Consider the following 18,398-nt stretch of genomic DNA (forward strand, 5'->3'; position numbering starts at 1 on the left):
CCGCCGCGCGGCACGCGCGTCTCTCAGCGTTTGCGGACGATCAACCCGGGATGCAGCTCCCGGCACGTACGCGCTCCGAGCATCGCCATGTCGCGATCGACTTCTTCTTGCAACAGCCGGATCGCATGCGCGACGCCCGCTTCGCCGGCAACGGCCATCGCATAGTTGAAAGGTCGGCCGACGAACACCATCCGCGCCCCCAGCGCAATGGCTTTTAGAACGTCCGCACCGCGTCGGAAGCCGCCGTCGAGCATTACCGGAAACGCAGGCTCGAGAGCGGTCACGACGTCGCGCAGAATACGCATCGGCGACACCGCACCGTCGAGTTGGCGGCCGCCATGATTGGACAGGATGATGCCGTCCGCGCCGACGTCGCGTGCGGTCAGCGCATCCTCCACGCTGAGGATGCCCTTGACGACCAGACTGCCTTTCCATTGCGCACGAATCTGCGCGAGATGCGTCCAGTCGAGGTGATCGCGCGCGGAGAAGTCGCGCAACACGTGCGCGGACAGGATCGGCGCGCCGCGCGTGGCGAACGAATTTTCGAAGTGCGGCATCCCGTGCCGGAGCAGTGTCCGGGCGAACGTGCCGATCAGCCAGCGCGGCCGCGTCAGTCCGTCCCACGCGAGACGCATGCTCGGACGCAGCGGCGTGGAAAAACCGGTACGGACGTTGTTCTCGCGATTCGCCGCAACGGGAATGTCGACGGTCACGACGAGCGTCCGGTATCCCGCGCGCGCGACGCGCTCGAGCAGCGCGGCGATGCGTTCGGGGTCGCCCGGAAGATAAGCCTGAAACCAGGTTGACGGCGCTGCCGCCGCGACCGCTTCGAGCGGGATCAGCGACGAGCCGCTCATGATCGACGCGATGCCTGCCGCCTGCGCCGCGCGGGCGAGCACGATGTCGCCGCGATAGGCCGACAACGCGTTGATGCCCATCGGCGCGATACCGAAAGGCGCGGCGAACCGCTGCCCGAACAGGTCGACCGCCTGCGTGCGGGCCGACACGTTGCGCAGCACGCGCGTCGTGAAGCCGAACTCGTCGAACACGCTGCGGTTGTCGTCGCGCGTGCGATTGTCTTCGGCGGCGCCGCTCACGTAGCCGAAGATCGGACGCGGCAACACGCGGCGCGCGCGTGCTTCGAAGTCGTGCAGGCTCAGCATGTTGCGCAGCACGCGCGGCGGCTTGTCGGTGGGCGCTGCAGCGTCGCGACGAAGTGTGGCGCGATCGGCGACACTCATCCGGATTCTCCTTTTCATTCAAGACGAGGGCTCATGCTAGGTTGACCGGGGGTTGAATAAAAGCGATATTCCTTCGAAATTCATGTTCGCTAAAAGAGAACGATGTCGACGCCGACGCTCAAGCAGCTCGATGCCTTTTATTGGGCCGCGACCTGCGCCAATTTCGCCACGGCCGCGCAGCGGCTTCATTTGTCCGTGTCGTCGTTGTCGAAGCGGATCAACGAACTCGAACAGGTACTCGGGCGGACGCTGTTCGACCGAAGCGGCTATCGCGCCACGCTGACTCAGGACGGCGAAAGTCTGTTGCCGACGGCGCTGCGCGTGCTCGAATCGGTCGCGACGATCCAGGACACCTTCGGTCAGCACAACGGACTGTCGGGGCGACTACGCTTCGGCGTCGGCGAGTTGTCGGCGATGACCTGGCTGCCGCGTTTCGTCGCCGCCGTTCAAAAGCTGCACGGCCAGCTGCAGCTCGAGCCGCATGTCGACGTCGGCGAGGCGCTCGAGGAGAAGGTCGACGCAGGCGAGCTGGACTTCGCGGTGGTCGCGGGTCGCTCGTCGCGCAGTAGCATCGTGTCCCAGCCGGTGGCGGAAGCGCGATTCGCCTGGATGGCCGCCGAGCGGCTCGTCGGCCGTCAGCGCACACTGACACCGGCCCTGCTCGCGCGGCATGCGCTCGTGACGCTGCCCGCCGGGTCGGGCGTCACGCGCATTCTGGACGAGTGGCTGCTGGCGCGCGGTATCGACAGTCCGCGCCACATTACGTGCAACAACTGGTTCGCCGTGGCCGGCATGTTGCGCGAAGGCGTCGGCATCGGCTTTCTGCCGACGGCATGGGAGGCGTCGCGCGCGGGCGGCACGCTGGTCCGTCTGACGAGTCAGCCGGCGTTGTCGCCGCTGCATTACGCATTTCAGCGGCGGCGCGGCGACCTGCGCGCGACGATTCCGGCCATGCTGGCGCTCGTGCGGCTGCACGTGGCGTTCGACGTTCCGCTTGCATGAGCGGTCGCCGCACCGGCCCGTTGCGGGGCGGCGCTCAGCTGATTTCGCGTCCCTTCGTTTCCGGCAGGAGCAACGCAGTGATCAGCACGACGAGATAGGCGCCGCCCGCGAACATGCCGATCGCCATGCCGAGCCCGTAACCGTGGGCGAGATACCCGACGAGGCTCGGAAACAGCGCGCCGAGGCCGCGCCCGAAGTTGTACGCAAAGCCTTGTCCGTTGGCCCGCACGGCAGACGGAAACAGTTCGGTCAGGTAAGCGCCCATGCCGCTGAAGATGCCCGAGGCCGCGAAGCCGAGCGGGAATCCGAGGATCAGCATCTGGTCGTTGGTGAGTCGAAGCTGCGTATAGGCGTAGATACTGATGCCGGACAGCATCGCGAAGATCAGCAGGTTCGCGCGGCGGCCGGCGCGGTCGGTCAGCCATGCGCCGGTGAGATAGCCGACGAACGATCCTAGAATGACGACCAGCAGATAGCCGCCCGTGCCGACCACCGACAGGTGACGCTCGGTTTTCAGGAACGTGGGCAGCCACGTGGTCACCGCGTAGTAGCCACCCTGAACGCCGGTACACAGCAACGAGGTCAGCGCCGTCGTCTTGATCAGCGACGGCGAGAAGATCGTCCAGATGGACGTGCGCTTGTTGCTGGCTTGCTCCTGCTTGCGGGTACGCTGGAATACTTCAGGTTCCGGCACGCCCTTGCGGATGTACAGCACCAGCAGCGCCGGCAGCGCGCCGACCCAGAACAGCGCACGCCATGCATAGTCTTCGGGCAGCCAGGAAAACAGAACGGTGTAGACGATGGCCGCGATCCCCCAGCCGATCGACCAGGCGCTCTGCACGGTGCCGACGGCTCGCCCGCGGAATTCGGTCCGAACGATCTCGCCCATCAGCACCGAGCCGACCGCCCATTCGCCGCCGAAGCCCAGCCCTTGCAGAGCCCGCAGGACGAAGATCTGTTCGAAATTCTGCGCGAAGCCGATCGCCACCGTGCAGCCGGAAAACCAGAGGATCGTCGCCTGCAGGATGCGTACACGCCCGTAGCGGTCGGCGAGGATGCCGGCGATCCAGCCGCCGATGGCCGAGAACAGCAACGTGACGGTGGCCAGCAGGCCGGCCTGCGTGCTGTCGATCTTGAAAATCGAGATCAGCGTCGTGATCACGAACGTGAACACCATGAAGTCGAGCGCGTCCATCGCCCAGCCGCCCGCCGCGGAAATGAAGGTCCGCCTTTCGGTGACGGACATGTTGCTGTACCAGCTCATCGTGTCTCCTTGTCATATGGCCGCTGAGCGGCGCGTGCTTGCGTCGTTTATGGATTGCCGCGCGGGAAACCGTACAGGCGGGCCGGGTTGTCGACGAGAATCCGGCGCCGCATTGCTGCGTCGGGCGCCCACTGCGCGAGCAGGTTGCGCAGGTGGCCGGTGTTGGGCATCCTGGCCGCTTCCAGCGACACATGCGGCCAGTCGCTGCCCCAGACCATCCGGTCGGGCGCGTCGTCGATCAGCGCCTGCGCGAACGGCGTCACGTCGTCGAACGTCGGGAAGCGATCGCTGATCCGGTAAGCGCCGGACAGCTTGACCCAGAAGCCATGCCCGACCACCAGTTCGCGAAGGGCGGCGAACCCCGGTGCAGCGAGCCCCGCGGCGACGGGCGTATGGCCCATGTGATCGACGATGCCGGTGATCGGCAGCTTCGCCATGCGCGGCATCAGTTCAGGCAGCGTCTTCACGTCCATCAGGAACTGCATGTGCCAGCCCAGATCCTTGATGCGGTGCGCCAGCGTCTCCATCGCGGCGAAGCCGATGCCGCCGCCGAACAGCACGTTGATGCGCAGCCCGCGCACGCCAGCCTCGTGCATGGCCTCGAGTTCCCGGTCGCTGATTTCGGGCGGCACGACGGCGATGCCGCGCAGCCGCTGCGGATGACGGCGCAGCGCCTGCAGCATGTAGCGATTGTCGGTGCCGTGCACGCTGACCTGAACCAGCACGCCATAGGTGCAGCCGACCGCGTCGAGCATCGCGAGGTATTGCTGTTCCGACGCCTCCGGCGGTGTGTAACTGCGTTGTGCGACCATCGGATAGTCGGGGCTGGTCGAAATCACGTGCGCATGCGTATCGACGGCGCCCCGAGGCATCTCGAACGCGGGCGGATCGACATCGGGTAAAGGGGCTGCGCATCGAAACTCGGCGCCGGAACGAGCCGGTTCAGTCATCGTGGTCTCCTCGAATGATCGGAAGCGAGCCATGCGGATGATACGTGCGCCCGGTGTCGGATCGGCGCTTGCCGAGCGATCGCTTTACGTGCGCACGCGGCGCCCTGGAGCGCCATGCGAGCAAGGGCGCGCATCGGGGCCGGCGAGCATGGACTCCAGGACTCGAGAAGCGTAGCCGGAACTGCACGCCCAATACAGCGAATTAATCAATAGCCGAACGTTCGCTTTTTCGAAACATTGCAATCCTGCTCAGGGGGATACGGGCGCGCGTTGAGCGCGGCGCTGTACAACCAGATTCAGATCAAGGACGGACGGGTCGTGCAGGCCAACTTCCCCGACTACCCGGTGCTGAAAATGGCCGAGACGCCGGTGATCGAAACGCACCTCGTGCCGAGCGTGGCCGAACCGGGCGGAGTCGGTGAAATTGCCGTGCCGCCGATCGCGCCGGCTGTCGCACATGCCGTCGCGCAACTCACGGGCAAGCCGGTGCGGCAGTTGCCGATGGTGTAGCGAACGGGTTCGGAAGGCGCGTATCGATTGCTTGCGTCGCGGCAGACCGACTGACAACGCGAAGAGCGAATCCTTCGACGGACCCTTTCGCGCGCATGCCTCAATGCGCATGGGTTCTGGTCGCTCGAGAACCCGCGTCCGGTTTCGCGCGCCGGACGGTAGCGTCGACCCTCACGACTCCCACCGCACCGCTGCAGGCCATTATCAGCGCAGGTCATTCACTGTTTTTTGCCGGTCCATCGTTTCAGCGCGCGGCGGAAATTTGCGCCGTCGCTGAATCCGATGAGCATCGTAATGTCGCTCGTGTTCATGCGAGTATCTTTCAGATACTCGCGTGCCAGCGAGCAGCGAACGTCGTCGACGATTGCCTGGAACGACGTGCCGATGCCGTCGGCAGCTCTTCGCGCGGACAAAAAACCCAGTCTTGATTCTTATGGAGTTCGTTGAGCTTCACCGGGTTGCGCAGGAACAGCTGACGGTGCCCAGGAGAGGACTCGGTCACGGGAGCGCGACCCCGGCTGCGCTTGCAAGCGCAGCCCTTCGAGTCCCCACGCAAAGCGCGCAGGCGCTTTGCTTCCTGGGCCGAAAATGAAAAAAGGCCGGCATGAAGCCGACCTTTTTAAAACAGATGGTGCCCAGGAGAGGACTCGAACCTCCACGGTGTTGCCACCGCTAGGACCTGAACCTAGTGCGTCTACCAATTCCGCCACCTGGGCACGGTTTGCAGTAGCTGCTTGCTGCAAAGAAGCGAAATTATAGCGCCCCAATTATTCGTGTCAACATTTTTTTGCGATGCGCCGCAGGGCGGCCGCCGCCGCGTGCGGCGGCGCGACTCGGCGTCATTTTGCGACACGGCCGGGTGATAGAATGAGCCGCCGCCGTCACTATAGAACTGTCTGACGGACACTTCTATGTTGATGCCGTGCACCATCTGTCAACGCAACGAGAACAATCATCGACAAACCCTTGAGCAAATATCCGTACCCCATTCCGAGCCGTGAAGAGATTCTCGGCGTGCTGCGTACGAGCGACGCGCCGCTGGCCGCCAACGACATCGCGGAAGCGCTGTCGATCAAGCGCCAGGAGCGTGAAGGGTTCTTCCGGCGTGTCGCCGCAATGGAGCGCGACGGCCAGATCCGGCTCGACAAGCGTGGCCATTACCAGCTGACCCATCCGTCCAATTTCGTGGCCGGCCGCGTGCAGGGCCATCGCGACGGCTACGGCTTCGTCATTCGCGACGACGGCCAGGACGACCTGTTCCTGCCGAACGGCGAAATGCAGAAGGTGATGCACAACGATCGCGTGCTCGCGCGGATCGTCGGCTACGACCGCCGCGGCCGGCCCGAAGGGCATGTGGTCGAGGTCACCGAGCGCGCGAACAAGCGCGTGATCGGCCGTCTGCTCAACGAGAACGGCGCGCTGATCGTCGCGCCCGAAGACAAGCGCATCGGCCACGACATCCTGATCACGCAGAACGTGAAGAAGGCGAAGGTCGGGCAGGTGGTCGTCGTCGAGCTGACCGATTTCCCGAGCCGTCATTCGCAGCCGCTCGGCCGCGTCGTCGAGGTGCTCGGCGACATCGACGATCCGGGCATGGAAATCGAAATCGCGGTGCGCAAGTACGGCGTGCCGCACGAATTCAGCCCGGCGGCGCTCGACGAGGCCGCCGCGCTGCCCGACAAGGTGCGGCCGGCCGATCTGCGGTTCCGCGTCGACCTGCGCGACGTGCCGCTCGTGACGATCGATGGCGAAGACGCGCGCGACTTCGACGATGCCGTCTACTGCGAGCCGACGAAGGTCGGCCGCGGCGACGGCTTCCGGCTGATCGTCGCGATCGCCGACGTGTCGCACTACGTCCAGCCGGGCAGCGGGCTCGACGCCGACGCACTGGAGCGCAGCACGTCGGTCTACTTCCCGCGCCGCGTGATTCCGATGCTGCCGGAGAAATTGTCGAACGGTCTCTGCTCGCTGAACCCGCAGGTCGACCGCTGCGTGCTCGCATGCGACATCGTGATCACGGCGCGCGGCGAGATCAAGGCGTATCAGTTCTATCCGGCCGTGATCCACTCGGCCGCGCGTCTCACGTATACGGAAGTCGCGGCGGTGCTCGCCAACACGAAGGGGCCGGAAGCCGCGCGTCGCGCGGAGCTGCTGCCGCACCTGCAGAACCTGTACGGCGTGTACAAGGCGCTGTTCGCGGCGCGCCAGAAGCGCGGCGCGATCGACTTCGACACGACCGAGACATACATCGTCTGCAACGCGCAGGGCAAGATCGAGCAGATCGTTCCGCGCCAGCGCAACGACGCGCACAAGCTGATCGAGGAATGCATGCTGGCCGCGAACGTCTGCGCGGCCGACTTCCTGAAGCGCAACAAGCATCCGGGCCTGTACCGCGTGCATGCAGGGCCGACGCCGGAGAAGCTCGAGAACCTGCGTGCGTTCCTGCGCGGGATGGGCCTGACGCTCGGCGGCGGCGAGACGCCGCACGCGAGCGACTACGCGGCGCTGATGGCGCAGATCCGCGACCGGCCCGACGCGCAGATGCTGCAGCCGATGCTGCTGCGCTCGATGCAGCAGGCCGTCTACAGCCCCGACAACATCGGTCACTTCGGCCTCGCGTACGACGCCTACGCGCACTTCACGAGCCCGATTCGCCGCTATCCGGACCTGCTCACGCACCGCGCGATCTACGCGATCCTGTCGGGCAAGAAGTACGTGCCGAAGGCACCGGAAGGGTTCGAGCTGAACACCGCGCTGTCGCCGCGCGCCCGCGCGATGCAGCAGGCGGACGACGAAGCGCGCAACCGCTCGCGCAGCAACACCGCGATCTGGGAAGAGCTCGGCCTGCACTGCTCGGCGAACGAGCGCCGCGCGGACGAGGCGTCGCGCGACGTCGAAGCCTGGCTGAAGTGCTATTTCATGCGCGACAAGCTCGGCGAGGAGTACGGCGGCATGGTGAACGGCGTCACGTCGTTCGGCATCTTCGTGCAGCTCGACACGCTGTTCATCGAAGGGCTCGTGCACGTGACGGAACTCGGTTCCGACTACTTCCAGTACGACGAGATCAAGAACGAGCTGCGCGGCGAACGCACGGGCATCCGCTATCGGCTGTCGGACCGCGTGCGCGTGCAGGTGAGCCGCGTCGATCTCGACGCGCGCAAGATCGACTTCCGGCTCGTGCGCGACACGCCGGTGAAGGCGCCGCGTCCGGTCGTTGCGCCGACACCGGGCGCCGAGCGCGGCGGCCCGCGCGTGCGCGCGCTGCCGTCCGCGGAAGAATCGGCGCCGCATCACAAGAAGGCCGCGAGTGCGCCGAGCGCCGCGGTGAAGGAAGCGCGCGCGGCGCGCGCAGCCGCTAAGAAGAAGGGCGGCACGGCGGCGAAGGCCCCCGCGAAGAAGGTGCGCGCCCGCAAGAAACACTGAGCGTGCGGGGCGCAATGCGCTCCGCCGTATCGAAAGACGCCGCGTCGCCGGTCACGTGCCGGCCACGCGGCGCTTTCCTTTTCCATGGATCGCGGCTGCGCCCGTCGTGCGGCCGCACGTTTGATCGAAGGTTGTTCCAGTCATGTCACGTCTGAAGGTTCTTTACGGTTTTCATGCGGTGACCGCACGTTTGCGGCACGATGCAGCGACGGTGGTGGAGGTGCTGTACGACCAGACGCGTCGCGATCGCCGCATGCAGGACTTCCTGCACGCCGCGAAGGAAGCGGGCGTGCGGCTGATCGCAGCCGACGAGACGCGTCTGTGGGGGCTCGCGCATACCGAGCGTCACCAGGGCGTCGTCGCGCGCGTCGAAGACCTCCCGCTCGCGCAAAACCTGTCCGAGCTGCTCGACGGCATTCAAGGGCCGGCGCTGTTGCTGGTGCTCGACGGCGTCACCGATCCGCACAACCTCGGCGCGTGCCTGCGCGTCGCCGATGCGGCCGGCGCGCACGCGGTGATCGCGCCGCGCGACCGTGCGGTCGGCCTGAACGCAACGGCTGCGAAGGTCGCGAGCGGCGCCGCCGACACCGTGCCGTACATCACGGTCACGAACCTGGCGCGTGCGTTGCGCGAGCTGAAGGAAGCCGGCGTGTGGATCATCGGCACGTCGGACGAAGCGTCGGCGACGCTGTACGACACGAAGCTCGACGGCCCGGTCGCGATCGTGATGGGCGCCGAAGGCGAGGGCATGCGCCGGCTCACGCGCGACACGTGCGACGAAGTGATGAGCATTCCGATGGCGGGCAGCGTCGAAAGTCTGAACGTGTCGGTGGCGAGCGGCGTATGCCTGTACGAAGCGGTTCGGCAGCGGCGGGCGAAAGGCTGACGCGTCTGCCGCGCCGCGAGCGCGCAGCACGATGCGCATCGCGCGCCCGCAAGCGCAGCGGCGCGCGTTTTCTTCCGGTTCTCATTCGATGACATCGTTTCGCGTCGGCGCGTCGTGCGCCGCCTTGTGCCTGCTTGCCGCGTGTGCGTCGCCGTCGCTGGTCGAACGCGGCAGCTACTATGCCGATACGAGCCTGCACGCGCGCAGCGCCGACTCGCGGATCCGCTTTCTCGTGATGCACTACACCGAAAGCGACGAGGCGAAATCGCTGCGCACGTTGACGGGCGATACGGTCAGCGTGCACTACGTGGTGCCGGCTCATCCGCGCAGCGAGCGCGGGCAGCCGGTCGTCTATCAGCTCGTGCCCGAAGCCCAGCGCGCCTGGCATGCGGGCGTCAGCGCATGGCAGCAGACGACCGAACTGAACGCGGCATCGATCGGCATCGAGAACGTGAATCGCGGCCCGCTCGATCCGCAGCAGCGCACATGGCAGCCGTATCCGCCGGAACAGGTCGATGCGCTGATCCGGCTGTCGAAGGACATCGTCGCGCGTTACGGCATCGCACCGACGCGCGTGGTGGGGCACAGCGACATCGCACCGCAACGCAAGATCGATCCGGGCCCGCTGTTTCCGTGGCGCGCGCTCGCACAAGCCGGCGTCGGCGCGTGGCCCGACGACGCGACGGTCGCCGCGCGGCTCGCGGGCCGCGACCCGCATGCGCCCGTCGACGTGCGCGAGCTGCAGGCGAAGCTCGCGCGCTACGGCTACGACGTGCCGATCGACGGCGTGCTCGACACGCGCACGCGCCGCGTGTTTTCGGCGTTCCAGATGCACTTTAGGCCGTCCGACTATGCGGGCGATGCAGATGCCGAGACGGACGCGATCGTGCAGGCGCTGCTCGACAAGTATTTCCCGGGCCAGCCGCCGATGGATGGCGCGCGGTCCGACGTCGATCCGCAGTGAGCGACCGGCGCGCCGAAAACGGGCGGCCGCTTGCGCGAGTCCGGTAAACTGGCGGTTTTTCCGCAATCCTGCAGCATCATCCATCCCATGACTCAAGACGAACTCAAACGCCTGGTCGGCCAGGCCGCCGCCGATTACGTGATCCAGAACGTGCCGGAGGGCGCGGTGATTGGCGTCGGCACCGGCTCGACGGCGAACTGCTTCATCGACGCGCTCGCGGCCGTCAAATCGCGCTATCGCGGCGCCGTATCGAGCTCCGTCGCGACGACCGAGCGCCTGAAGTCGCACGGCATCGCGGTGTTCGACCTGAACGAAGTGGAGTCGCTGCAGGTGTACGTCGACGGCGCCGACGAGATCGACGCGAGCGGCGCGATGATCAAGGGCGGCGGCGGTGCGCTGACGCGCGAGAAGATCGTCGCGTCGGTCGCCGACACCTTCGTCTGCATCGCCGACGCGAGCAAGCGTGTGCCGGTACTCGGCGCGTTCCCGCTGCCGATCGAAGTCGTGCCGATGGCGCGCACCGCGATCGGCCGGCGCGTGACGGCGCTCGGCGGCGTGCCGGTGCTGCGCGTGATGAAGGACGGCGCGCCGTACATCACCGACAACGGCAACGAGATCCTCGACGTGAAGGGGCTGCAGATCGCCGATCCGCGCGGTTTCGAGGCGCAGGTCAATGCGTGGCCGGGCGTCGTGACGGTCGGGCTGTTCGCCGCGCGCGGCGCGAATCTGTGCCTGCTCGGCACCGAACACGGCGTCGAGACGATCGTTTATCCGGCGCATTGAAAAACGTCGGCGTGCAATCGGTCAGAACGCGCACATAGCCGTAATGGATTGCATGTTTAAATCTTGAAAAAATCATGGCCCGGCAGGCGCAGCGCGCTTCCCGGGCTTTTTTTGAGGCCGTATAAATCTCCGCGTCAAAAAGAGGGATAACCCTGTCAGGTGTTTACCAGATAGCGGAATGGCGTCGAACTCATCAACTTATAGATCATAAGAACAGTCGTAACCAGGGCCGGCGGAACTGCGGAGCAGGTTTTCGCAAATCGACGCACGGGGAGGTGTCATGGAGCAGGGCAAAGACCGGTCACTGGTCGCCAAAGTGATGGATGGACTTGTCACGGGTATCGTCGAGGACAAGTATGGCGGCATCCTGCCGCCGCAGGACGTGCTATCGAAAGAGTTCGACGTGAGCCGCACGGTGATGCGCGAAGCATTGTCGATGTTGCTGGCGCGCGACATGCTCGACGTGCGTCCGAAAGTCGGCACGCGCGTGCGTCCGATGCGCGACTGGCGCATGATCGACGAAGACGTCGTCAGCTGGCGGTTCCGGGCGAAACCCGATCCGCAGTTCATGCGCGACGTCATCGAGTTCCGCATGCTGATCGAGCCGCGCGCCACCGCGCAGGCGGCCGTGCGTGCGACCGCGACCGACATCGCCGGCATCCGTGAGGCGTTCGAAGCGTTCAAGGTGCTGGAGCCCGGCGATCCCGGCTACGACACGGCGGACGAACTGCTGCATACGCGGATCGTGCAGGCGAGCGGCAACCAGTTCTTCCAGCAGATGGCGGCGATCGTGCACGGCGCGGTGCGGCTCGTCAATCCGCGCGTCGTGCAGAAGGAGGGCGCGCATGAGGTCGCGGTGCAGGCGCATGCGCGCGTCGTCGACGCGATCGAGCGGCGCGATCCGCGCGAGGCGGAAGCCGCCGCGCTCGCGCTCATCGATTTCAGCGCGGACGAGATCTCGCGCGACTTCTCGGTCCAAGTGCCCGTGCGCGCGTGAGCGCGTTGCCGATCCGGATGCCGGCCCGCCGTTTATCATGACGGCCTGCCGGCGTCGTGCCGGCCGTTGCTCCACGACCGACACGGAAAATCCGGATGAACGACCTCGACCAGCGCCCGGTGCGCTTCGGCATCATCGGCGCGGGCGGCATCGCGCGCCGCTTCGCCCAAAGCCTCGCGCACGTACCGGGCGCCGCGCTTGCCGGCGTATGGGCACGCCGCGCGGACGCGGCCGCCGCGTTCTGCGCGGCCTGCGGCGGTACGCCCGCGGCCAGCGTCGACGCGCTGCTCGCGTCCGACATCGATGCCGTCTACATCGCGACGCTGCATGACAGCCACGCGCAGTACGCGCTCGCCGCGCTCGCGGCCGGCAAGGCCGTGCTCTGCGAAAAGCCCGCGACGCTGAACGCGGTGCAGCTCGACACCGTGCTGCGCGCCGCACACGCCGCCGGGCGGCTGTTCATGGAAGCGATGAAGCCGCCGTTCTTTCCGCTCTACCGCCGGTTGCGCGCACATCTGAACGCCGATCCGATCGGCGAGATCCGGCTCGTGCGGGCAGGGTGCGCATCGTCGACGGTGCCGGCCGAGCATTCGGTGTACCGGCTCGATCGTGCGGGCGGCGCGCTGCTCGATATCGGGATCTACGAAGCCTTTCTGGCCGTCGACTGGCTCGGGGCACCCGTCGACGTGCAGACGCTCGGCCGTCTCGGCCCGACCGGCGTCGACGTGTTCGCAAGCCTGAACAGCCGCCACGCGAACGGCGGCATCGCGCAGCTGTTCTGCGGGCTCGACGTGATGGGGCGCGGCGATGCGCTGATCGCGGCGGCCGGCGGCCACGTGACGATCCACGAGAAATGGTGGAATCCGGCGCGCGCGACGATTCGCTATGCAGACGGCCGCACGGTCGAACTCGATGCGCCGTTCGAAGGCGGTGGGCTCAACTATGAAACCGGGCACTTCTGCGAATTGCTGCGTGCCGGCGAGATCGAAAGCCCGATCGTCACGCATGCGCATTCGCGGCAGATGATCGCGATGACCGACGCGGCACGCGCCGCGCTCGGTGTCCGTTATCCGGACGAGTGACGGTGCGGCGCGCGGCGCAGCGCGTGCCGCGCGGCCGCGGTCAGTGCCGTGCCGGCAGCGACAGGCGCTTCTCGTACCAGCGCTGCACCCACTCGAGGATCTGGCATAGCACCCAGTAGATGGCCGCGGCCGCGAGATAGAGCGGCAGCGGCTGATAGGTCGCGGCGATCATTTCCTGCGCGCTGCGCAGCAGCTCGGTCACGGTGATGACGGACACGAGCGAGGTGTCCTTGATCAGGCTGATCAGGCTGTTCGACAGGCTCGGCACCGCGATGCGCAGGGCCTGCGGTCCGATCACGTAGCGCAGCGTCTGCCCCCACGACAGCCCGAGACTGTACGCGGCGAGCCACTGGCCGCGCGCAATCCCGTTGATTGCGCCGCGCATGCTTTCGGACATGTACGCGGCGACGTTCGCGGACAGCGCGATCACGCCGGCCGGCGTCGGATCGAGCGAGATGCCGAGGCTCGGCAGGCCGTAGTAGATCACGAAGATTTGCACGAGCAGCGGCGTGCCGCGCATCAGGCTGACGTAGGCGCGCGCGAGCCACGCGGCGCATTGACCCAGATGCGCTCGAAGCCTTCCAGCGGTTCGCCTTGCCGGATGCCCATCATCGCCAGCACGACGGCGCCGAGCAGGCCGAACACCATCGAGAGCACGGCGAACTTGACGGTCAGAACGGCGCCCTGGGCGAGCACCGGCAGCGATTGGACGAGCAGGGACGTGGTCGACATGGAGTACGGAACGGATGCGTGCGCGAAAGCGCAATCATAAACCGGACGAATAAAACAAAGGGCGGCATCGTTGCAGATGCCGCCCTTGTCGGTCCGCCGTCAGGCGGCGCGTGGAGGCCGGAGGGCGCTTACTTCAGCGGCTTCGTCACGTCGATGCCGAACCACTTGTCCGAGATCTTCGTGAACGTGCCGTCGGCTTCGAGCTGCGTCATCGCGTCGTCGATCGCCTTCTGGAACTTCGGGTTGCCCTTCTTGAACGGAATGCCCGACGGATTCGCCGAGCCGACGTTCGCGCCCGGGCGCAGCGGCAGCTGCGAATTCTTCGTCAGGTACGCGAGCATCAGGCGGTCGTTGAGTGCCGCGTCGAGACGGCCGGCCGCGAGGTCGCGCAGATACTCGGGCGCGCCCGGATACGTCTTCACGTCGATGCCCGGCACCGACTTCGCCATGTCCATGTAGTTCGTGCCGAGCGCGACGCCGAGCTTCTTGCCCTTCAGGTCTTCGAGCGACTTGAACTGACGCGTGTCGTCCTTGCGCTGGATCAGCTGCGCGGACGAATACGTATAAGCCGGCGAGAAGTCGAGCGTTTCCTTGCGCTTGTCGGTGATGCCGACCTGGTTGACGATCACGTCGAACTTGCCGGCCTGCAGGCCGGCGATGATGCCGCTCCATTCGGTCGTCACGAATTCCGGCTTCACGCCGAGCTTCGCGGCGACGGCCTTCGCGATGTCGACGTCGAAGCCGACGAGCTCGCCTTGCGGATTCTTGGAGTTGAACGGCGGGAACGTGCCCTCGAGGCCGATCCGCAGCGTGCCGCGTTGTTTGACCTGGTCGAGGAGGTCGGCCGCATTCGCGGTCGCGGCGGCGAACGACGTGCCGATCAGACCGGCAACCAGCAGCTTCTTCAGCAGCGCAAATTTCATCGTGTGAGCTTCCTTGCCCCGGCGGGGCTCATGATCTGACAATGGCGTCGATCATAGCAAAAATACAATCGACGTCTAAATATCGTTTGTTTATGCCTATATTACGCGGCACGCTCGCGCGCGATCGCCTTCACGCATTCGGCCACGAGCGCCGGGCCACGATAGATGAAGCCGGTATAGAGCTGGACGAGCGATGCGCCGGCCGCGAGCTTCGCGCGCGCATCATCGCCCGAGAAAATGCCGCCGACGCCGATGATCGGCACCGCGCTGCCGACTTCCGCGTGCAGCTTGCGAATCACCTCGTTCGACGCATCGAACACCGGGCGGCCCGACAGCCCGCCCGCTTCGTCCGCGTGCGGCAGGCCTTGCACGGCGGCGCGCGACAACGTCGTGTTGGTCGCGATCACCGCTTCGATCTTGTGGCGCAGCAGCGTATCGGCGATCGCCTTGACCTGTTCGTCGTCGAGATCGGGCGCGATCTTCAACGCGAGCGGCACGAGCTTGCCGTGCAGGTCGGCCAGACGCTGCTGCTTGTCCTTCAGCGCGGCGAGCAGCGCGTCGAGTTCACCGGCGCCCTGCAGTTGGCGCAGGTTTTTCGTGTTCGGCGACGAAATGTTGATCGTCACGTAGCTCGCGAACGGGTAGACGCGCTCGAGGCAGTACAGATAGTCGTCGGCGGCGCGCTCGATCGGCGTGTCGGCATTCTTGCCGATGTTCAGGCCGAGGATGCCGCGATAGCGCGCGGCCTGCACGTTCTTCACGAACTGGTCGACGCCGTGGTTGTTGAAGCCCATCCGGTTGATCAGCGCCTCGGCCTGCGGCAGGCGGAACATCCGCGGGCGCGGATTGCCGGGCTGCGCGCGCGGCGTGACCGTGCCGACCTCGATGAAGCCGAAACCGAGTGCCGCGAGGCCGTCGATGGCCGCGCCGTCCTTGTCGAGACCGGCCGCGAGGCCGACCGGGTTGCGGAACGTGAGGCCCATCACCGTACGCGGCGCGTCGGGCACGCGCGCCGACAGCGCGCAGGCGAGGCCCGTGCGGCCGGCAGCGCCGAGCGCGCGCAGCGTGAGGTGGTGAGCGTCTTCCGCATCCATCTTGAACAGGGATGCGCGGGCCAGCGGATAGAGGGAACTGAACACGGGAATTGGGCGGACAGCCGGAATGAATGACAACCCGCTATTTTACCGGGAGTTGTGCGGCAGAGGCGGGCTTTGGTCCGGCGTGCTCGCGCGCCGCGATCTTTGCGCAGTCCCGTGCGCAAGCGGCGGCGCCGCGTACCGCTCACACCGAGCCGGTGTGACCGCCGGGCAGCGGCGCGCGCGCGAGTGCGGCGTCGACGGGCGGCAGATCGACGCGCGCCGGGTCGAGCACCTTCCAGCGGCCGTCGATGAGCCCTTCGAGCGGATGGAAGTTGGCCTTGTACGCCATCTTCGGGCTTTCGCGGATCCAGTAGCCGAGATAGACGTACGGCAGGCCGAGGCTCTTCGCCTGTTCGATCTGCCAGAGGATGTTGTACGTGCCGTAGCTCGTATGCGGATCGTCGGGCTCGAAGAACGTGTAGACCGACGAGAGCCCGTCGCCGAGGATGTCGATCATGCTCACCATCCGCAGCTTGCCGGGCTCGCCGTCCGGCGCATCGGGATCGCGGAATTCGACGAGGCGCGAATTGATCCGGCTTTGCAGCAGGAACTGCTCGTACTGGTCGCGGCTGTCGCGGTCCATGCCGCCGCCCGCGTGGCGCGCCGACTGATAGCGCATGTAGAGCGCGTAGTGATCTTCGTCGTAGTGCAGCGGCGATACGGTCGCGACGAGCGCGCGATGCCGCTTCCACATCCGGCGCTGCGTGCGCGACGGCGCGAACGCGGCGACCGGCACGCGAACCGGCACGCAGGCGCGGCAGCCGTCGCAGTACGGCCGATAGGTGAACACGCCCGAGCGGCGAAAGCCGGCCTTCACGAGCTCGGTGTAGATGTCGGAGTTGATCAGATGGCTCGGCGTCGCGACTTGCGAGCGCGCGATACGGCCGTCCAGATAGCTGCACGGATAGGGCGCCGTTGCATAGAATTGCAGCGCCGAAAGCGGTGAAAGCGGCAGCTCAGTCGGGTGAGTCATGGGCAGCTCTCGATGCAGGGATGGAGTGCCGCGCTAGCGCTCGATCCCGGAAGGGGCCGCCGGCTCGGTGCGGCCCGTCAGCGCGGCGAGCACGCGCTTGTCGAACTGCCACGGAATCGGCGGTTCGGCCACCGCGCGGCGCACGTGAGCGACAAAGGCCTTGCGTGCGATCTCGCGGCCGCCGAGCGACGCTAGATGCGACGTATTCTGCTGGCAGTCTATCATCTCCAGCCCGTGCTCGCGAAGGTGGGCGACGAGCGCGGCCAGCGCGATCTTCGAGGCGTCGGTGACGTCCGCATACATCGACTCGCCGAAGAACATCTGCCCGAACGCGACGCCGTACAGCCCGCCGACGCGCCGTCCGTCGTGCCAGGTCTCGATGCTGTGTGCATTGCCGGAGCGATAAAGCGACGTGTACGCGTCGATGATCTCGGCCGTGATCCACGTGCCGCGCTGCCCGCGGCGCGGCGCCTGTGCGCACGCACGCATCACGCCGCGGAAGTCGTGATCGACGCGCACTTCCCACGCGGGATCGCGCAGCACGCGCTTGAGCGTCTTCTTCAGCGACGGCGATACCTTGAACTCGTCGGGCACGAGGATCATCCGCGGGTCGGGGCTCCACCACAGCACGGGCTGGCCGTCCGAATACCACGGGAAAATGCCGCGCAGATACGCGTCGATGAGCCGCGACGGCAGCAGATCGGCGCTCGCGGCAAGCAGGCCCGGCGCGCCGGTCGCAGGTCCGAGCGCGCGTTCGACGGGCGGGAACGGATCGTCCGGGCCGAGCCAGGGAACCATGGGCCGATTCAGCCGTTGCGCAGCGAGCGGAAGATGTCGCCGGTGTGTACGCCGTAGTCGCCGGTCGCGCGATCGGCGAAGAAGAAGCGCAGCGTCTGGCTGACCGTCGGGAACGCGATCTCGTCCCACGGGATGTCGGCTTCGTCGAACAGCTTGACCTCGAGGCTTTCCTCGCCGGCCTCGAATTCCGGATCGACGAGCCGCGCCAGATAGAACAGATGCACCTGGTGCACGTGCGGCACGTTCAGCAGCGTGAACAGGTTCTGCACCTCGACGCGCGCGCCAGCTTCCTCGAGCGTTTCGCGCGCGGCCGCCTCGGCGGTCGTTTCGCCCATCTCCATGAAGCCCGCGGGCAGCGTCCAGAATCCGTAGCGCGGTTCGATCGCACGGCGGCACAGCAGCACCTGTTCGCCCCATACCGGCACCGTGCCGACGACGTTGCGCGGATTCTGATAATGGATCGTGCCGCAGTGATCGCAGACGAAGCGCTCGCGGTTGTCGCCCTGAGGGATGCGCGCGATGACTTCGTGGCCGCAGACGGAGCAGAATTTCATGTCGAATGGAAGGGACGAGGTGATTGCGAGTGTATCACCGGGGCGGCGCATTCTCGAACGCGCGCATCGGGCGCGCGGCGGTGCGCGCGCGACGGACGAAAAACAAAAAGCCCGGCGCTGGGCCGGGCTTTCTGCGGAAATCGGGACGCTTGGTTGCGGGGGTAGGATTTGAACCTA

Annotated in this window: 15 protein-coding genes, 2 tRNA genes and 3 pseudogenes (1 of these 20 cut by a window edge); 8 read left to right on the forward strand and 12 right to left on the reverse strand. The window is 66.5% G+C overall.

What is annotated here, in order from left to right; all coding sequences use genetic code 11:
• Positions 1 to 23 precede the first annotated feature (23 nt).
• Complete coding sequence (locus tag HMPREF3115_RS11120) at positions 24 to 1,241, reverse strand: alpha-hydroxy acid oxidase (RefSeq protein WP_053297294.1); 1,218 nt, start codon at positions 1,239 to 1,241, stop codon at positions 24 to 26.
• Between the two features lie 102 nt (positions 1,242 to 1,343).
• Here HMPREF3115_RS11120 and HMPREF3115_RS11125 point away from each other — a divergent pair, with 102 nt between their 5' ends.
• On the forward strand, positions 1,344 to 2,243 hold the full coding sequence (locus HMPREF3115_RS11125; RefSeq protein WP_070554416.1) for a LysR family transcriptional regulator: 900 nt from the start codon (positions 1,344 to 1,346) through the stop codon (positions 2,241 to 2,243).
• Positions 2,244 to 2,277: 34 nt separating this feature from the next.
• Here the strand turns inward: HMPREF3115_RS11125 and HMPREF3115_RS11130 are convergent, their stop codons facing one another.
• Both HMPREF3115_RS11130 and HMPREF3115_RS11135 read right to left on the reverse strand, forming a co-directional pair.
• Entirely contained in the window at positions 2,278 to 3,507 is a 1,230-nt protein-coding gene (locus HMPREF3115_RS11130; RefSeq protein ID WP_006400256.1) for an MFS transporter, read from the reverse strand.
• Positions 3,508 to 3,554: 47 nt separating this feature from the next.
• The gene (locus tag HMPREF3115_RS11135) at positions 3,555 to 4,457 is read right to left on the reverse strand and encodes an amidohydrolase family protein (protein WP_006400255.1); all 903 of its coding nucleotides are present in this window, start codon (positions 4,455 to 4,457) and stop codon (positions 3,555 to 3,557) included.
• A gap of 270 nt (positions 4,458 to 4,727) precedes the next feature.
• On the opposite strand from HMPREF3115_RS11135, the pseudogene HMPREF3115_RS11140 reads away from it, so the two are divergent.
• A pseudogene (locus tag HMPREF3115_RS11140) lies at positions 4,728 to 4,967 on the forward strand (xanthine dehydrogenase family protein molybdopterin-binding subunit); the annotation flags it as partial.
• Between the two features lie 218 nt (positions 4,968 to 5,185).
• On the opposite strand, the pseudogene HMPREF3115_RS11145 reads toward HMPREF3115_RS11140, so the two are convergent.
• A pseudogene (locus HMPREF3115_RS11145) lies at positions 5,186 to 5,353 on the reverse strand (helix-turn-helix domain-containing protein); the annotation flags it as partial.
• Between the two features lie 243 nt (positions 5,354 to 5,596).
• Positions 5,597 to 5,683: transfer RNA gene (locus HMPREF3115_RS11150), tRNA-Leu, on the reverse strand.
• 250 nt (positions 5,684 to 5,933) lie between these two features.
• Between HMPREF3115_RS11150 and rnr the strand changes: the two genes are divergently transcribed.
• The 6 genes from rnr to HMPREF3115_RS11180 all read left to right on the forward strand — a co-directional run bounded on the left by rnr (position 5,934) and on the right by HMPREF3115_RS11180 (position 13,102).
• On the forward strand, positions 5,934 to 8,390 hold the full coding sequence (rnr, locus tag HMPREF3115_RS11155) for a ribonuclease R (RefSeq protein ID WP_006400209.1): 2,457 nt from the start codon (positions 5,934 to 5,936) through the stop codon (positions 8,388 to 8,390).
• A gap of 142 nt (positions 8,391 to 8,532) precedes the next feature.
• On the forward strand, positions 8,533 to 9,276 hold the full coding sequence (gene rlmB, locus HMPREF3115_RS11160) for a 23S rRNA (guanosine(2251)-2'-O)-methyltransferase RlmB (RefSeq protein WP_006400207.1): 744 nt from the start codon (positions 8,533 to 8,535) through the stop codon (positions 9,274 to 9,276).
• An 88-nt stretch (positions 9,277 to 9,364) separates the two neighbouring features.
• Positions 9,365 to 10,240 (forward strand): N-acetylmuramoyl-L-alanine amidase, encoded by an 876-nt coding sequence (locus HMPREF3115_RS11165; RefSeq protein ID WP_070554440.1) that lies wholly within the window; start codon positions 9,365 to 9,367, stop codon positions 10,238 to 10,240.
• Positions 10,241 to 10,327: 87 nt separating this feature from the next.
• Positions 10,328 to 11,023: a ribose-5-phosphate isomerase RpiA gene (gene rpiA / locus HMPREF3115_RS11170; RefSeq protein ID WP_070554421.1), complete on the forward strand. Its 696-nt coding sequence runs from the start codon at positions 10,328 to 10,330 to the stop codon at positions 11,021 to 11,023.
• A 280-nt stretch (positions 11,024 to 11,303) separates the two neighbouring features.
• Complete coding sequence (locus HMPREF3115_RS11175) at positions 11,304 to 12,020, forward strand: FadR/GntR family transcriptional regulator (protein WP_070554423.1); 717 nt, start codon at positions 11,304 to 11,306, stop codon at positions 12,018 to 12,020.
• 95 nt (positions 12,021 to 12,115) lie between these two features.
• Positions 12,116 to 13,102 carry a Gfo/Idh/MocA family protein gene (locus HMPREF3115_RS11180; RefSeq protein ID WP_006400203.1) on the forward strand — a complete coding sequence of 329 codons (987 nt, stop codon included), beginning with the start codon at positions 12,116 to 12,118 and terminating at the stop codon, positions 13,100 to 13,102.
• Between the two features lie 40 nt (positions 13,103 to 13,142).
• On the opposite strand, the pseudogene HMPREF3115_RS11185 reads toward HMPREF3115_RS11180, so the two are convergent.
• The 7 genes and pseudogenes from HMPREF3115_RS11185 to HMPREF3115_RS11215 all read right to left on the reverse strand — a co-directional run.
• A pseudogene (locus HMPREF3115_RS11185) lies at positions 13,143 to 13,834 on the reverse strand (amino acid ABC transporter permease).
• A 128-nt stretch (positions 13,835 to 13,962) separates the two neighbouring features.
• On the reverse strand, positions 13,963 to 14,757 hold the full coding sequence (locus HMPREF3115_RS11190; RefSeq protein ID WP_070554425.1) for a cystine ABC transporter substrate-binding protein: 795 nt from the start codon (positions 14,755 to 14,757) through the stop codon (positions 13,963 to 13,965).
• A gap of 101 nt (positions 14,758 to 14,858) precedes the next feature.
• A complete protein-coding gene (locus HMPREF3115_RS11195) occupies positions 14,859 to 15,896 on the reverse strand; it encodes a quinone-dependent dihydroorotate dehydrogenase (RefSeq protein ID WP_006400200.1) in 1,038 nt (345 codons plus the stop codon).
• Between the two features lie 142 nt (positions 15,897 to 16,038).
• Positions 16,039 to 16,869 (reverse strand): arginyltransferase, encoded by an 831-nt coding sequence (locus HMPREF3115_RS11200; RefSeq protein WP_006400199.1) that lies wholly within the window; start codon positions 16,867 to 16,869, stop codon positions 16,039 to 16,041.
• A 33-nt stretch (positions 16,870 to 16,902) separates the two neighbouring features.
• A complete protein-coding gene (aat, locus tag HMPREF3115_RS11205; protein WP_006400198.1) occupies positions 16,903 to 17,667 on the reverse strand; it encodes a leucyl/phenylalanyl-tRNA--protein transferase in 765 nt (254 codons plus the stop codon).
• A gap of 8 nt (positions 17,668 to 17,675) precedes the next feature.
• A complete protein-coding gene (locus HMPREF3115_RS11210) occupies positions 17,676 to 18,221 on the reverse strand; it encodes an NUDIX hydrolase (protein WP_006400197.1) in 546 nt (181 codons plus the stop codon).
• Positions 18,222 to 18,371: 150 nt separating this feature from the next.
• Positions 18,372 to 18,398, reverse strand: a tRNA-Leu gene (locus tag HMPREF3115_RS11215); it runs 48 nt beyond the window's last position.

Source organism: Burkholderia sp. HMSC10F09 (assembly GCF_001806955.1).
Taxonomy (GTDB): Bacteria; Pseudomonadota; Gammaproteobacteria; order Burkholderiales; family Burkholderiaceae; genus Burkholderia; species Burkholderia multivorans.